Source organism: Streptomyces sp. NBRC 110028 (genome assembly GCF_001417735.1).
Taxonomy (GTDB): Bacteria; Actinomycetota; Actinomycetes; order Streptomycetales; family Streptomycetaceae; genus Streptomyces.
Genome location: NZ_BBUZ01000022.1, coordinates 110,527 through 126,052, shown reverse-complemented (window position 1 = coordinate 126,052; position 15,526 = coordinate 110,527). Strand labels below are relative to the sequence as shown.

14 protein-coding genes are annotated in these 15,526 nt (G+C 73.6%); 11 read left to right on the top strand and 3 right to left on the bottom strand.

Annotated features, from left to right (window positions below; genetic code table 11):
- The first annotated feature begins 32 nt into the window (after window positions 1-32).
- The 10 genes from pyrE to ASC60_RS00615 all read left to right on the top strand — a co-directional run bounded on the left by pyrE (window position 33) and on the right by ASC60_RS00615 (window position 10,930).
- Window positions 33-572, top strand: a complete 540-nt coding sequence (pyrE, locus tag ASC60_RS00660; protein ID WP_055545608.1) for an orotate phosphoribosyltransferase — start codon at window positions 33-35, stop codon at window positions 570-572.
- 410 nt (window positions 573-982) lie between these two features.
- On the top strand, window positions 983-2,005 hold the full coding sequence (gene fbaA, locus ASC60_RS00655; protein ID WP_055545606.1) for a class II fructose-bisphosphate aldolase: 1,023 nt from the start codon (window positions 983-985) through the stop codon (window positions 2,003-2,005).
- A gap of 149 nt (window positions 2,006-2,154) precedes the next feature.
- On the top strand, window positions 2,155-3,732 hold the full coding sequence (locus tag ASC60_RS00650) for an MFS transporter (protein ID WP_055545604.1): 1,578 nt from the start codon (window positions 2,155-2,157) through the stop codon (window positions 3,730-3,732).
- Between the two features lie 85 nt (window positions 3,733-3,817).
- Window positions 3,818-4,231, top strand: coding sequence for a DUF3151 domain-containing protein (locus ASC60_RS00645; RefSeq protein WP_055545602.1), 414 nt, complete (start codon window positions 3,818-3,820; stop codon window positions 4,229-4,231).
- A 222-nt stretch (window positions 4,232-4,453) separates the two neighbouring features.
- Window positions 4,454-5,338 (top strand): tryptophan 2,3-dioxygenase family protein, encoded by an 885-nt coding sequence (locus ASC60_RS00640; RefSeq protein ID WP_234356727.1) that lies wholly within the window; start codon window positions 4,454-4,456, stop codon window positions 5,336-5,338.
- A complete protein-coding gene (kynU, locus tag ASC60_RS00635) occupies window positions 5,331-6,560 on the top strand; it encodes a kynureninase (RefSeq protein ID WP_055545600.1) in 1,230 nt (409 codons plus the stop codon). Before ASC60_RS00640 ends, kynU begins: the two co-directional genes overlap by 8 nt.
- 3 nt (window positions 6,561-6,563) lie before the next feature.
- A complete protein-coding gene (locus ASC60_RS00630; protein ID WP_055545598.1) occupies window positions 6,564-7,433 on the top strand; it encodes an alpha/beta hydrolase in 870 nt (289 codons plus the stop codon).
- 111 nt (window positions 7,434-7,544) lie between these two features.
- A complete protein-coding gene (locus tag ASC60_RS00625) occupies window positions 7,545-8,933 on the top strand; it encodes a sensor histidine kinase (protein ID WP_055545596.1) in 1,389 nt (462 codons plus the stop codon).
- Window positions 8,930-9,649: a response regulator transcription factor gene (locus tag ASC60_RS00620; RefSeq protein ID WP_055545594.1), complete on the top strand. Its 720-nt coding sequence runs from the start codon at window positions 8,930-8,932 to the stop codon at window positions 9,647-9,649. Before ASC60_RS00625 ends, ASC60_RS00620 begins: the two co-directional genes overlap by 4 nt.
- A gap of 63 nt (window positions 9,650-9,712) precedes the next feature.
- Window positions 9,713-10,930, top strand: coding sequence for a cytochrome P450 (locus ASC60_RS00615; protein ID WP_055545591.1), 1,218 nt, complete (start codon window positions 9,713-9,715; stop codon window positions 10,928-10,930).
- Window positions 10,931-11,025: 95 nt separating this feature from the next.
- Here the strand turns inward: ASC60_RS00615 and ASC60_RS00610 are convergent, their stop codons facing one another.
- On the bottom strand, window positions 11,026-12,678 hold the full coding sequence (locus tag ASC60_RS00610) for an ABC transporter permease (RefSeq protein ID WP_055545589.1): 1,653 nt from the start codon (window positions 12,676-12,678) through the stop codon (window positions 11,026-11,028).
- A complete protein-coding gene (locus ASC60_RS00605) occupies window positions 12,675-13,601 on the bottom strand; it encodes an ABC transporter ATP-binding protein (RefSeq protein WP_055545587.1) in 927 nt (308 codons plus the stop codon). The genes ASC60_RS00610 and ASC60_RS00605 overlap by 4 nt, the downstream gene beginning before the upstream one ends.
- 206 nt (window positions 13,602-13,807) lie before the next feature.
- On the opposite strand from ASC60_RS00605, the gene ASC60_RS00600 reads away from it, so the two are divergent.
- On the top strand, window positions 13,808-14,272 hold the full coding sequence (locus ASC60_RS00600; RefSeq protein ID WP_055545585.1) for a GbsR/MarR family transcriptional regulator: 465 nt from the start codon (window positions 13,808-13,810) through the stop codon (window positions 14,270-14,272).
- Between the two features lie 24 nt (window positions 14,273-14,296).
- On the opposite strand, the gene ASC60_RS00595 is transcribed toward ASC60_RS00600, so the two are convergent.
- Window positions 14,297-15,358: a hypothetical protein gene (locus ASC60_RS00595; protein ID WP_055545583.1), complete on the bottom strand. Its 1,062-nt coding sequence runs from the start codon at window positions 15,356-15,358 to the stop codon at window positions 14,297-14,299.
- Between the last annotated feature and the right edge of the window lie 168 nt (window positions 15,359-15,526).

Sequence of the window (15,526 nt, the reverse complement as noted above, 5' to 3'; positions counted from 1 at the left end):
GGCCGGTGCGCACACCGCCTAAGCTCGTCCGCATGAGCGAAGCGCGTGACGCCCTGCTGCAGCAGATCAAGGACAAGGCCGTGGTCCACGGCAAGGTGACCCTCTCCTCCGGCAAGGAGGCCGATTACTACATCGACCTGCGCCGGATCACCCTGGACGCCGAGGCCGCGCCCCTGGTCGGGCAGGTCATGCTCGATGCCACGGCCCACCTGGACTACGACGCGGTGGGCGGCCTGACCCTGGGCGCCGACCCGGTGGCCACGTCCATGCTGCACGCGGCCGCCGCGCGCGGCCGCGTGCTCGACGCGTTCGTCGTCCGCAAGGCGCAGAAGACCCATGGTCTGCAGCGGCGGATCGAGGGCCCGGACATCGCGGGGCGGCGGGTGCTGGTGGTCGAGGACACCTCCACCACCGGCGGCTCGCCGCTGACCGCCGTCGAGGCGGCGCGTGAGGCGGGCGCCGAGGTCGTCGCGGTCGCCACGATCGTCGAGCGCGGGGCCGCGTCCGCGATCGCGGACGCCGGGCTGCGTTACGTACCGGCGTACTCGCTCGCCGACCTCGGCCTGAGTTGACCTCGGCCTGAGTTGACCTCGGCCTCAGCTGACCTCGGCCCGACCTGACCTCGGCCCGACCTGACCAGGAGCAGTCGCGTGGGTGGTTTCACGTGAAACCACCCACCCCCGTCCGTGTGGTCCCCGCGTGCGCCGTGTGGAGCAATCGACGGAGTCTGGGAAGATGGCCGCGACGATGACGTCGCCGCAGGACTCCCCGAGGTCCTGTCCGGCGGGTCTTCGTGGATCAGGCCGCGGCGTCTGGTGCCGTGCATCGCAAGGCGGAGGATCGTCCTCGTACTGGGCGTACTCGGACGACTCCGACAACGCAGCGAGGTGCGGTGCCAGACGTCGCGGCCCCGCGAAGATCCGCCGGACAGGGCCTAGGTCAGGGCCAAGAACCTCACCCGCACATCACAAGGAGCGGACAGATGCCCATCGCATCCCCTGAGATCTACAACGAGATGCTCGACCGGGCGAAGGCAGGCAAGTTCGCCTACCCGGCGATCAACGTGACCTCGACGCAGACGCTGCACGCCGCGCTGCGGGGCTTCGCCGAGGCGGAAAGCGACGGCATCGTCCAGATCTCCACCGGTGGTGCCGAGTTCCTGGGTGGCCAGTACAGCAAGGACATGGTGTCGGGCGCGGTCGCGCTCGCCGAGTTCGCGCACGTCGTCGCCAAGAAGTACCCGGTCAACATCGCGCTGCACACCGACCACTGCCCGAAGGACAAGCTGGACGGCTATGTGCGTCCGCTGCTCGCGGTCTCCCAGGAGCGCGTCGCGAGCGGCCAGAACCCGCTGTTCCAGTCCCACATGTGGGACGGCTCGGCCGAGACGCTGGACGACAACCTGCGCATCGCGCAGGAGTTGCTGGCCGAGGCGGTCAAGGCCAAGATCATCCTTGAGGTCGAGATCACCCCGACCGGTGGCGAGGAGGACGGCGTCTCGCACGAGATCAACGACGAGCTGTACACCACCGTCGCGGACGTCGAGCGGACCGCCGAGGCGCTGGGCCTGGGCGAGAAGGGCCGCTATCTGCTGGCCGCCTCCTTCGGCAACGTCCACGGCGTCTACAAGCCGGGCAACGTCGTGCTGCGTCCGGAGCTGCTGCGTCAGCTGCAGGACGGGATCGCCGCGAAGTCCGGCAAGACCGACCCGTTCGACTTCGTCTTCCACGGCGGCTCCGGCTCCACGGAGGAGGAGATCCTCACGGCGCTGGAGAACGGCGTGGTGAAGATGAACCTGGACACCGACACCCAGTACGCCTTCACCCGGCCGATCGCGGACCACATGTTCCGCAACTACGACGGTGTGCTGAAGGTCGACGGCGAGGTCGGCAACAAGAAGACCTACGACCCGCGCAGCTGGGGCAAGGTGGCCGAGAAGAGCATGGCCGAGCGCGTCACCCAGGCCTGTGCGAACCTGCGCTCCACCGGCACCAAGCTGAAGTAACCGGCTCCGCCCTCCGGGCCCGGCGGCCCGCCCTCGCGGCGGCCGCCGGGCCCGTGCGCTCGCCGTGCCGGCGGGCCGGGGCGCCGCGGCCGCCGACGGACCGCGGTCGTGGGCTGGCTCCTCGTGGGGGACGCGAGGATGATCCAGGTATGAGCGATGACGCGCCCGCCGCCGCGGTGCGGCTCTCCAGCGCCGCTGGGCGGTGGGTCGTGCTGACCACCGTGCTGGGCTCCGCGATGGCGCTTCTGGACAGCACGGTGGTCAATGTCGCGCTGCCCCGCATCGGTCTCGACCTCGGCGCCGATCTCGCCGTCCTGCAGTGGACCGTCAACGCGTACATGCTCACCCTCGCCGGGCTCATCCTCCTCGGCGGGGCGCTCGGCGACCGCTTCGGGCGGCGGCGGGTGTTCACCATCGGCGTGGTGTGGTTCGCGCTCGCGTCCCTGCTGTGCGGGATGGCGCCGAACGCCGCGGTGCTCATCGGCGCCCGCGCCCTCCAGGGCATCGGCGGGGCGCTGCTCACCCCCGGTTCGCTGGCGCTGATCCAGTCGGTCATCCACCCCGACGACCGGGCCCGGGCGGTCGGGCTGTGGTCCGGGTTCGGCGGGGTGGGGGCGGCGATCGGGCCGTTCCTCGGGGGCTGGCTGGTGGACGGCCCGGGCTGGCGCTGGGTGTTCTTCCTCAACGTGCCGCTGGCGGCCGTATGCGTACCGGTCGCGCTGCGGCACGTATCGGAGTCCCGGGATCCGCGGGCGCACGGCCGGTTCGACGTCCTGGGCGCGGTGCTCGGCGCGTTCGCGCTCGGCCTGGTGACCTACGCGCTGATCGCGGCGCCGCAGCGGGGCGCGTCGCTCTCCGTGGTGCTGCCCGCCGTGGCCGGGCTGCTGGCGGGGGTGGCGTTCGTGTACGTGGAGCGGGTCCGCCCCGAGCCGATGCTGCCGCTCACGCTCTTCTCCTCGCGCCAGTTCACCGCCGTGAACGCGGTGACGCTGTGCGTGTACGCGGCGTTCGGCGGCTTCTTCTTCCTGGTCGTCCTCAACCTCCAGGTGGTCGTCGGCTACTCGGCGCTGGCCGCCGGGACCGCGCTGCTGCCGACGACCCTGCTGATGCTGCTGCTGTCGGCCCGCTCCGGCGAGCTGGGCAAGCGCATCGGCCCGCGCATCCCGCTGACCGTCGGCCCGCTGCTGTGCGCGGCCGGAATGCTGCTGATCACCCGGGCGGGGGTGGGGGCCGTCTACTGGCGGGACGTGCTGCCCGCGCTGCTGGTGATGGGTCTGGGCATGGTGGTGCTCGTCGCCCCGCTCACCGCGACGGTCCTGGCTTCGGTGGACGTCGGGCGGGCGGGCCTGGCCAGCGGCATCAACAACGCGGCGGCGCGGGCGGCGGGCCTGGTCGCGGTGGCGGCGCTGCCGCTGCTGGCGGGCATGGGCTCGGAGGCGTACCGGTCGGCGGACCGGTTCTCGGAGTCCTTCCGGAAGGCGATGCCGATCTGCGCGGCGGTGCTGGTGGTGGGCGCGTTCATCGCCTGGCGCACGGTGCGGGCGGACGCGCTGGAGTGGGCCGGGGGCGCGGAGGCCGAGGCGGAGACCGAACAGGAGGGGGCGCGGGCGGCGGGTGAGCGCCCCTGCCGTCCCGAGTGCGCGTACCACTGCGGGGTGGGCGCCCCGCCGCTGGACCCGGGCGAGCGCCCGGGCCGCCCCCGCCGCTCCGACGGCCCACCCGCCTGACTCAAGGCCCCTTCGGGGGGCCGGGGGTGGACGGAGCCGGGTGTGGGGCGGCGGGCGGGGCGGGTGGTCCGGCAGACTGGAACCCATGGCCATTCACGAGAACCTGCTCGGGGGACCGCCCCCGACCCATCTGCCCGACGACCCCGAGCCCCGGGAACTGCTCGCGTCCGGCGCGGCTCCCTCCGAGGTCGCCGCGAAGTACCCGGCCTCCTCGCTCGCCTGGGCCCAGCTCGCGGACGAGGCGTTCGAGAACGGCCGGGTGGTCGAGTCGTACGCGTACGCCCGCACCGGCTACCACCGCGGACTGGACGCGCTGCGGCGCAGCGGCTGGAAGGGCCACGGTCCCGTGCCCTTCGAGCACGAGCCCAACCGCGGCTTCCTGCGCGCCCTGCACGCACTCGCCCGTGCCGCGCAGTCCATCGGTGAGCAGGAGGAGTACGAGCGCTGCTCGACGTTCCTGCGCGAGAGCTCCCCGACCGCGGCGGACACGCTGTCCTGACCCCTTCGGGGGCTGATGCCGAGACGCGCCCGCCGGGGCGATTCGCACCGGTGGGCCCGTCTCGCGTCGCCGTGAACGTGCCGCACGCACTTGCGGGCGGCGCGCGCGGGACGCATGATGCGGGCAGGGACCACACGGGTGGCCCCTGAGGGGACCGGGGCTCCGAGACCGAAGGGATGGGGCGGACCGCTACCCGGTGGCGAGCAGTACACAGGAGATGCGATGTCGCAGCAGCCTGCCCCGAAAACCGCCCCCGATGAAGCCGTCCGTGAGGACGCCATCACGTCCGACGGCGAGCCCGAGGCTCCCCATCTGGACTTCCAGGGCACGACCCCGTACGAGGACTACGTCCGGGCGTCCGTCCTCACCCACCTCCAGCACCCGCTCTCCGACGACCCCGGCGAGATGGTCTTCCTGGTCACCACCCAGGTCATGGAGCTGTGGTTCACCGTCATCGTCCACGAGTGGCACACCGCCGCGCAGGCGCTGCGCGAGGACGACCTGCCCACCGCGCTGGAGGCCCTGCGGCGCTCGACCTACGAGCTGGAGTCCCTGAACGCGTCCTGGAAGCCGCTCGCGCACCTCACGCCCGGCCAGTTCAACGCGTACCGCTCCGCGCTCGGCGACGGCTCCGGGTTCCAGTCCGCGATGTACCGGCGGCTGGAGTTCCTGCTCGGCGAGAAGTCGGCGTCCATGCTGGTCCCGCACCGGGGGGCGCCGCGCGAGTACGCGGAGCTGGAGAAGGCGCTGACCGAGCCCAGCCTGTACGACGAGGTGCTGCGCTTCCTGGCCCGCCGTGGCCACGCCGTCCCCGCCGCCGTACTGGACCGCGACCCCGCCCGCCGGTACGAACCGGACCCCGGGGTGGAGCGGGTGTGGCAGGAGATCTACTCCGGCCCGCGCGAGGACGAGCCGATCCGGCTCGGCGAGGCGCTGACCGAGGTCGCCGAGCTGGTGTGGCGCTGGCGCAACGACCATCTGGTGGCCACCCGGCGGGCGATGGGCGCCAAGACCGGGACCGGCGGCTCCGCCGGGGTCGCCTGGCTGGAGAAGCGGGCCACGAAGAACGTCTTCCCCGAGCTGTGGACGGCGCGCAGCCATGTCTGACGCGACGCTCCCCACGGACGCCACGGAACTCACCGGCGAGGCCGCGGCGCTCGACGCGGCCGATGAACTCCGCGACCGGCGTGACGCCTTCGCCCTCGACGACGTCGTCTATCTCGACGGCAATTCGCTCGGCGCGCTGCCCCGCGCCGTCCCCGACCGGCTGGCCGATGTCGTGGCCCGCGAATGGGGACAGCTGCGCATCCGCTCCTGGGAGGAGAGCGGCTGGTGGACCGCCCCCGAGCGGATCGGCGACCGGGTGGGACGGATCGTCGGCGCCGCCCCCGGCCAGGTGGTGGTCGGCGACTCGACCAGCGTGAACGTCTTCAAGGCGGTCGTCGCCGCGGTACGCATCGCCCAGGAGCGCGGCGCCCACCGCGACCAGATCGTGGTGGACGAGGCCACCTTCCCCACCGACGGCTACATCGCCGAATCCGCCGCCCGCATGACCGGCTGCACCGTGCGGCCGGTGGCGGCGGGCGACGTACCGAACGCGGTCGGGGCGCGCACCGCCGTCGCGCTCGTCAACCACGTCGACTACCGGACCGGCCGCCTCCACGACCTGCCCGGCACGACGGCCGCCGTGCACGCGGCCGGGGCCCTCGTCGTGTGGGACCTGTGCCACAGCGCGGGCGCGCTGCCGGTGGGGCTCGACGCGCACGGGGTCGACCTCGCGGTCGGCTGCACGTACAAGTACCTCAACGGGGGGCCCGGTTCGCCCGCGTATCTGTACGTGGCGCGGGAGCACCAGCCGCGCTTCGACTCCCCGCTGCCCGGCTGGAACTCCCACGCCGACCCCTTCGGCATGGACCCCGGCTACACCCCCGCCGACGGCGCGGCCCGCGGCCGCGTCGGCACGCCCGACATCCTCTCCATGCTCGCGCTGGAGGCCGCGCTGGAGGTGTGGGACGACGTCCCCGTGGAGGCCGTACGAGCCAAGAGCCTGGCCCTGACGGACTTCTTCCTGCGCTGCGTCCAGCGGTACGTACCGGCGGGCCGCGTCGAGTCCGTCACCCCGGCCGCCCACGCGGAGCGCGGCAGCCAGGTCGCGCTGCGCTGCGCGGACGCGGGCCCGGCGATGGCCGAACTGGTGCGGCGCGGCGTCGTCGGCGACTTCCGCCGCCCCGATGTGCTGCGCTTCGGCTTCACCCCGCTGTACACCGGATTCGCCGAGGTGGAGCGGGCGGCGCGGGTACTGGCCGACGTCCTGGGCGAGGTGGGCTGACCGATGCGCCCCGACGCGGCCGCCGAGGAGGCGTCCCTGTTCGGCCACGCCCCGGTGGCGCCGGACACGACGGCCGCGTACGGCGAACACCCGGACCAGGTGGTGGACTTCCACCTGCCCCGCGATCCGTCGGGCCCCGCCCCGCTGGTCGTCCTCTTCCACGGCGGCGCCTGGCGCGCCCCCTACGACCGCCACCACCTCTCCCCGTTCGCCGCCCACCTGGCGGAGCGCGGCTTCGCGGTGGCCCTCCCCGAATACCGCCGCGGCGCCGCCGAGCCCGGCGGTGAGCACCCGCCGGGGGCGAAGCACCTGGCGGGACGGTGGCCGGAGACGTTCGACGACATCGCCGCCGTCGTCGACCGGGTGCCGCGGCTGGTGCGCGCATCGGGGCTCGGCGGGGTGGCCGACGTCGATCGGGTCGTGCTCGCCGGGCACTCCGCGGGCGGGCACGCCGCGTTGTGGGCGGCGGCGCGGCACCGCCTGCCGCCGCACACCCGGTGGCATCTGGCCGCGCCGCCCCGGCTCCGTGGCGTCGTCGCGCTCGCGCCGATCGCGGATCTCCGCGCCGCCCGCGCGCTGCGGGTGTGCTCGGACGCCGTCGACGAACTGCTCGGTGACCGGCTCGCCGCGCGGCTGCCGTTCGCCGACCCCGCCGGGCTGCTGCCGACCGGCGTTCCCACGGTCCTCGTGCAGGGCGGCACGGACGTCGACGTTCCGCCGCAGGTCGCGGATTCCTTCGCGGCGGCCGGGGCGGTCGCCGGGCAGCCGCCGCGGGTGGTGCGCATCGCCGCTGTCGGGCACTTCCCGCTGATCGACCCGGTCACCGCCGCCGCCCGCACGGTCGCCGACGAGATCGCCCGGCTCACCGCGTAGGACGCGTAGGACGCGTAGGACGCGTAGCGCGCGTAGTACTTGAGAGGGACGCCGGACAATCACCATCGGTGGGGACGACGGCGGGACCGCCCGCTCCCTACGGTGTGAGGCGTGACCCAGACGATTCCGCGGACCGAACTCCGCATCGCCCGCAGTGCGCTGACCGGCCTGCGGCAGGACCTGTTCCAGGACGCGTTCGCCATCCGCCCCCTGCCGCCGCTGAGTTCGGGCAATCCGCTGATGCGCCGGACCCCGGAGCGGGTCCGGCACTACGTGGCCTGGCTGCCGCATGCCGCGCTCACGGCCTGCGCGTTCTACGTCATGGCCCAGTCGGTCTTCATCGTGCCTGATGAGGCGGGCCCGGTGCTGGCCCTGCTGAGCGGGGTGCCGCTGCTTCTGACGCTGTTCCGGCCGGTCGGGGCCTGGTGGCTGTCGTTCGCGGCGAGCATCGTGACGGGAATGGGGCTGCTGCCTCTGGAGCTGGGGATGGGCTGGCCGTGGCCCATTCCGATGTTCACCTCGCACATCCTGGTGATGGCGGTGGTCGCGGCCCGGTCGCGCCCCCGGGTGGCCGCCGAGATATGGCTGATCACGGCCCTTCTCGGGGGTGTGGTCGAGCATTACGACCACGACATGTACGGCGCGGACTCCTTCCGGATGGTGCTCGTCTCCGGGCTGGTGCTCTGCGCCGTCGTCACCGGGCGCAGCCTGCGCGAGAGCAAGCGGGCGATAGCGGTGCAGGAGTCGGCGACGGTCGAGGAGCGTTCCCGCCGCACCACCTTGGAGGAGCGCGCGACCATCGCGCGGGAGCTGCACGACGTCGTCGCGCACCACATGTCCGTCATCGCCATTCAGGCGGAGGCGGCCCCGTACCGGGTGGAGAACCCGCCCGAGGAGCTGACCAGGAGCTTCGCGACCATCCGGGAGAACGCGGTGATCGCCCTCACCGAGCTGCGCCGCGTCCTCGGGGTGGTGCGGGCGGACGCGTCCGACGGCTACCCCGACGCCGGCCCCGAGGCGCCCCAGCCCACGCTGGCCACGCTCGACAGCCTCTTCCTGGGCGTCAGGGCGGCGGGCCTGGCGGTCGAGCACATCACGACGGGCGCGGTGCGCCCGTTGCCGCAGGGCGTGGAGCTGTCCGCGTACCGCATCGTGCAGGAGGCGCTGAGCAACGCGCTGCGCCACGCCCCGGGGTCGACCGCGCGGGTCGAGGTGTCGTACGTGCTCGGCGGCCTCGGGCTGCGCGTCGTCAACGGGCCGCCCACCAAGGCGGTGTCGCCCTCGCCGGGCATGGGCCAGGGGCTGCTCGGGATGCGGGAGCGGGTCACGATGCTGGACGGGGAGATACGGGCCGGGGAGCGGGAGGAGGACGGCGGCTACGAGGTCACCGTCTTCATCCCGGTCCCGGAGGCGCCGGCTCCGGAGACGGTCCCTCTGGAGACGGTCCCTCTGGGGAAGGCCGCTCTGGAGAAGGCCGCCGAGACGGAGCAGGGCGGATGACGCACGACACCGCGCCCGCCCCCGCCCCCGCCATCCGCGTGCTGATCGTCGACGACCAGATGATGGTCCGCGAGGGCTTCTCCGTGCTGCTGGGCGCCCAGCCGGACATCGAGGTCGTCGGCGAGGCGGTCGACGGGCGCGAGGCGATCGCCCAGGTCACGGCGCTGCGCCCGGATGTGGTCCTGATGGACATCCGGATGCCGGTGCTGAACGGGCTGGAGGCCACGCGGGAGATCGTGGCGGCGGACGCCGACGCCAAGGTCCTGGTGCTGACCACCTTCGACCTCGACGAGTACGTCTACCAGGCGCTCCGCGCCGGGGCGAGCGGCTTCCTGCTCAAGGACGCCTCGGCCCGGCAGCTCGGCGAGGCGGTGCGGGTGGTGGCGGCGGGGGAGGCGCTGCTGGCGCCGACCGTCACCAAGCGGCTCATCGCGACGTTCTCCCAGGGCAGCGGGCTCGACGCCCTGCCCGGTGGGTGGCGGCCGGGTCCGCAGGAGCGGCTGGAGGAGCTGACCGAGCGGGAGAACGAGGTGCTGGTGCTGGTCGCGCAGGGCCGGTCCAACGCGGAGATCGCGGAGCAGCTGGTGGTGGCCGAGTCGACGGTGAAGACCCATGTGAGCCGGATCCTGGTGAAGCTCGGGCTGCGGGACCGCACCCAGGCCGCCGTCTTCGCCTACGAAGCGCGGATCGTGACCCCCGGCGGCACCGGCGGCTGAACCCTGGCGGCAACAGACCAAAGGTCTCTTCAGGAGGGGCCGGTCCGGAGATACGGTCCGGTCATGAGCAGCGCAGCCCCTGCCTTCGACCCGTGGCAACCGTCGTTCGTCGCCGACCCCTACCCGGCCTACGCGAGCCTGCGCGAGCAGGGCCGGGCGCACTGGTTCGAGCCCTCGCGCCAGTGGCTGATCCCGCACTACGAGGATGTGCGCGCCCTGCTGACCGACCGGCGGCTGGGGCGTACGTATCTGCACCGCTTCACCCACGAGGAGTTCGGCCGCACCGCCCCGCCCCCCGAGCACGAGCCGTTTTACACCCTCAACGGCAACGGCATGCTGGACCTGGAGGCGCCGGACCACACCCGGCTGCGGCGGCTGGTCTCCAAGGCGTTCACGCCGCGCACGGTCCAGGCGCTGGTGCCGACGATCCGGCGGCTGGCGTCCGGGCTGGTGGAGTCGTTCGTGGCTTCCGGCGGCGGCGATCTCATCGCGGCGGTCGCCGAACCGCTGCCGGTCGAGGTCATCGCCGAGATGCTGGGCATTCCGCCCGCCGACCGCCCGGCGCTGCGCCCCTGGTCGGCGGACATCTGCGGGATGTTCGAGCTGAACCCGGGCGAGGAGACGGCTCGCCGCGCGGTGCGGGCGTCGGAGGAGTTCTCGGAGTATCTGCGCGGGCTGATCGCCGCCCGCCGCGAGGCTTCGGGTGAGGACCTGATCAGCGCGCTGATCGCCGCGCACGACGAGGGGGACCGGCTCTCCGAGCAGGAGATGGTCTCCACGTGTGTGCTGCTGCTGAACGCGGGCCACGAGGCCACCGTCAACACCACCGGCAACGGCTGGTGGACGCTCTTCCGCCACCCCGAGCAGCTGGCCCGGCTGCGGGCCGCCCCGGACGCGCTGTTGTCCACCGCCGTGGACGAGCTGCTGCGCTACGACACCCCGCTGCAGCTGTTCGAGCGCTGGGTCCTGGAGGACATCCGGGTGGGCGACACCCTCATCCCGCGCGGCAACGAGGTCGCCCTGCTCTTCGGTTCGGCCAACCGCGACCCGGCCCGCTTCGAGCGGCCCGACACCCTCGACCTCGGCCGCGCCGACAACTCCCACCTCAGCTTCGGCGCCGGGATCCACTACTGCCTGGGCGCCCCGCTGGCCCGCATCGAACTCGCCGCGTCCTTCGGCGCGCTGCTGCGCGCCGCCCCGGGGCTGCGGCTGGTCCGGGAGCCGGAGTGGCAGCCGGGGTATGTGATCCGCGGGCTGACGGAGCTGCTGGTGGAGGTCTGACGTCCGAGGTCTGGTGGCCGCAGCCGCAGCCGCACATGGCTCGGCGCCGGGACCGCCACAGGGGGGGGCGGGCCCGGCGCCGAGAGCGGTGACGGTCAGCCGCCGATGTCGCGGCGGCGCAGGGCCACCAGTCCTCCGGCGGTCAGGACGGCCGAGAGCAGCACCATCCACAGATACGGCGCCGCGGTGACGTGCGCACCGGGCAGCTTCGGCAGATGGCTGAACGGCGAGGTGTTCATGACGGACTGCGGCACCTTGAGCGCCGGGCCCATCCAGCCGAGGGCGGCGACCCAGCCGACCAGGCCCCAGGCGGCGGCCGAGTACGTCGGCAGCGCCCCGACGATCAGGACCGTCAGGCTGGTGATCAGCCACACCGCCGGGGTCTGGGAGAGGGCGGCGCCCAGGACGCGCGGCAGCGCCCCGCCCACGTCGCCCGCCGCCAGTCCGTAGCCCAGGCCCAGCGCGAGACCGCCGACGGCGAGCACGGCGACCGGGCCGAGGTAGGCGATGACCAGGTGGCTGGCGGCCCAGCGGACCCGGCTGACGGCGTTGGACAGCAGCGGTTCGGCCCGCTGTTCGGTCTCCTCGCTGCGCAGCCGCAGCACGGAACCGGCGGTGTAGACGGTGAGGATGGTGCCGAGGACGCCGACCATGGCGGCCAGGAAGGCGTCGTTGAGGCCCTGGGCGCCACCCATGCGCTCGATGATCTCGCGGGTCTGGTCGCTGTCGCCGAGGAAGCCGTCCGCGCCGTCCGAGATGGCGCCGAAGAGGGCGCCCGCGAAGACGAACCCGGCGGCCCAGCCGGCCAGGGCGCCGCGCTGGAGGCGCCAGGCCAGGCCGAAGACGCCGCGCAGGAACGGGCCCGCGGCGGGCGGTCCGGGGCGGGTCGCGTAGAAGCTGGCGCCGACGTCGCGGCGGCCCGCGAGGGTGTACGCGAGGGAGATGGACGCGGCGGCCAGCACCGCGATCAGCAGCAGGGGCCACCAGCGCTCGGCCGCGAACGGCCGGGCGTACTCGGCCCAGCCCAGCGGCGAGAGCCAGACCAGCAGATGACCGGAGCCCTTGGAGCCGTCCTCGGCGGCGTCGCCCGCCATGCGCAGCACGAACGCCACGCCGACGGCGGCCGAGGAGAGCCCCCGGGCGAGCCGCGCGCTCTCGGTGAGCTGGGCGGCGACGGCGGCCAGACCGCCGAAGGCCATCCCGGACAGGCCGACGGCCAGCCCCAGGGCGACCGCCCCGCTGCCGCCCTGGCCCGCGAGGCCGCCCGCGATGAGCAGGGTGACGGCGGCGTTGGCGATGGCCACGGTGAGCAGGGCCGCGGTGAGGCCCGCGCGGCGGCCGACCACGCACGAGGACAGCGCCTCCTGGCGGCCGGTCTCTTCCTCCTCGCGGGTGTGCCGGATGACGATGAGCAGGCTCATGATCGCGGCGAACACCGCGAGGAAGGCGCCCACCCGCCAGACGGTGAGCGCGCCGAGCGAGTCGCCGAAGGCGGTGCCGAACAGCGCGCGGGTCGCCCCGTTGCCGTTCATGTCCTGGACGAGCTGGGAGCGTCGGGCGGGGGTGTCGTAGGCGCTGTCGAGGCGGGTGACGGTGCTGGAGGCGGTCAGCCCGAGGCACAGCACCCACACCGGCATCATGATCCGGTCGCGGCGCAGCGCGAGCCGCAGCAGGGTGCCGGTGCCGGTCAGATCGCGGGACGAGCCCCGGGCCCGGCCGGTGACCCGGGCGTCGGCTACGGCGGTCATCGGGCGATCGCCTCTTCCGTGCCGGTGCCGGTGCGGGTGATGTCGTCCTGGTAGTGGCGCAGGAACAGCTCTTCCAGGGTGGGCGGGGTGGAGGTGAGGCTGCGCACCCCCGCCTCGGTGAGCCGGCGCAGCACGGCGTCCAGGTTGTCGGCGTCGACCTGGAGGCTGACCTGCCGGTCCTGGACGTCGAGGCCGTGGACGCCGGGCAGGCCGGACAGCCCGCTGGGCGGGGCGGCCAGCTCCGCGGTCACCGACGTACGCGTCAGATGGCGCAGCTCGGCGAGCGAGCCGGACTCGACCCGCCGGCCCTTGCGGATGATGCTGACCCGGTCGCACAGCGCCTCGACCTCGCTGAGGATGTGGCTGGAGAGCAGCACGGTGCGCCCGCGGTCGCGCTCCTCGGCCACGCACTCGCGGAAGATCTCCTCCATCAGCGGGTCGAGCCCGGAGGTCGGCTCGTCGAGGATCAGCAGCTCGACCTCGGAGGCGAAGGCGGCGACCAGCGCGACCTTCTGGCGGTTGCCCTTGGAGTAGGTGTGGCCCTTCTTGGTCGGGTCCAGCTCGAACCGCTCCAGCAGCCGCTTGCGCCGGGTCTGGTCCAGCCCGCCGCGGAGCCGCCCGTACAGGTCGATGACCTCGCCACCGCTCAGGCTGCGCCACAGGGTGACGTCTCCGGGGACGTACGCGATGTGCTGGTGGAGGTCGACCGCATCGTGCCAGGGGTCCTTGCCGAGGAGCTGGACCGCACCGGAGTCGGCGCGCAGCAGTCCGAGGAGGACCCGGATGCTGGTGGACTTCCCGGCGCCGTTGGGCCCGAGGAAGCCATGGACCTCGCCCGTTTCGACTTCGAGGTCGAGGCCGTCCAACGCATGGGTCCGGCCGAAGGACTTGTGCAGGCCGGACACGGAGATTGCCGTCGTCATGGGGGTGAAGCTACGCTACTTTCACAAATTTGTGAAGTTAAGGAACTGTATTAACTTATGATGATCTGACGGAGAGGGGAGATGATGAGCCGGTGAGCGAGTTGATCGAACCGGGCCGCGCGCACGACCAAGCGCATGACCAAGCGCACGGACAAGCGCACGGACAAGCGCATGACCAAGCACAGGACGCACGTGACGGCGAGGCGGTGTCCCGGTTCGTCGAGCGGTTCGCGGCCGACCTCGTCGAGGCCGGGATGCAGCGGATGGGCGCCCGCGTCTTCGCCGCGCTGCTCGCCTCCGACTCCGGCGCGCTCACCTCCGCCGAACTCGCCGAGCAGCTCCGGATCAGCCCGGCCGCCGTCTCCGGCGCCATCCGCTACCTTGCCCAGGTCGACCTGGTCGCGCGGGAGCGGGAACCGGGCTCCCGGCGCGAGCGCTACCGGCTCTGCAACGCGAACTGGTACGAGTCGCTGTCCCGCCGCGACCAGATACTCGTGCGGTGGGAGTCCACCATGCGGGACGGGGCGAAGATCCTCGGCCCGGACACCCCGGCCGGGCAGCGGGTGTCCGAGACCGCCGAGTTCTTCGAGTTCATGCAGGGCGAACTGCACACGATGCTGGATCGCTGGCGCGCTTACCAGGCTGCGCGCGGCGGAGCCGAGGAGCAGTAACGATCACTCTGGTCCGCCGGCCGGTCACCGGTGGTGCGGCAGGGTCAGGTTCCACGCCCCGGCGAGCACCGTCCAGGTCCGGCTGCGCACCGGGCCGCGGACCAGCGCGTCCGAGTGGTAGCGGAAGTCCTGGCCGGAGACGGTCACGGCGCGGGCCCGCGCCCGCACCGGCTCCTCGGCGCCGTCGCCCGCGTGCGGATGGACCACCACCTCGGCCAGCCCGCCGCCCGGTGCCGCCGTCGACACCGAGACCCCCTCGACCCGCCGGTCCAGATCGGTCAGCAGCACCCCGTCCGCCTCGACCCGCAGCCGCTGCGGCGGCGGCTGCGCCCGGCGCCCCCGGCCGCCCGCGCCGAGCCCGGTGACCGGCAGCGACAGCAGGGTCAGCGCCGTCCGCGCGGTGCGCGCCGCCGGGGTCCACCAGGGGTGGTGGCCGTCCGCCGCGCAGCCGCCCGTACGCCCCGGACCGGCCTCGCCGCCGGGCCCGGACCCGCCGCCCGGCCCGGCCGCGCCCGGGTCCCCGGCGTACGGATCGCAGCCGCAGTCGCAGCCGCCCGCCGCCTCGCCGCCCGCGCCGCCACCGCTCACGCCGCCGTCCGCGCCGCCCGGCCCCGTACCGGGGGCGCCGGCCGGTCCGTACGGCCCGGCCGGGCCCGGTGGCGCCGTACCGGCCGCGCCGTCGCCGGGGATGCGCAAGCCGCCGAGGACCACCCCGCCGCTCTCGTCCACCAGCAGGTCACGCGGGCTGGCGGCGCCGTCGAGCACCGTGCGCGCCGCCGCGACCGCGTCCGTCGGCACGCCGAGGGCGTGGGCGAGGGCGACCGCGGCCGCCCCGCCGACGGGCACGACCGACAGCGCCGCGTCCGCCAGCTCGCGCTGCCGGTGCAGCATCTCCACGACCCGCAGCAGGGCCCGGTCGTCGCCCACCACCACGGGCCGCCGGCCGCCGCGCCGGGCCAGCGCCCGCTCGACTTCCTCGGGGCCGTCCGGCAGGCAGATTTTCGTCTGCGCGCCCGCACACAGCACATCTTTCGCGATGCGCACCGACTCCCCGTCCGTTCGCCGGGCGGTGGGGTCGATGACCATGAGCAGGCGGCGCCCCCGGACGGTGTCCGGCGGAGAGTGCCAGGGGTCTGGAGCCGACACCTCGGTCCTTCCTCAGGTAATCTCTCGGTGCAAGAGCCCCTGTCGCTGTTGCGCCAGGGGCTTCGTCTATCCGGGGCACCGGTTCGACGGCTCTTGTGGTGACGCACG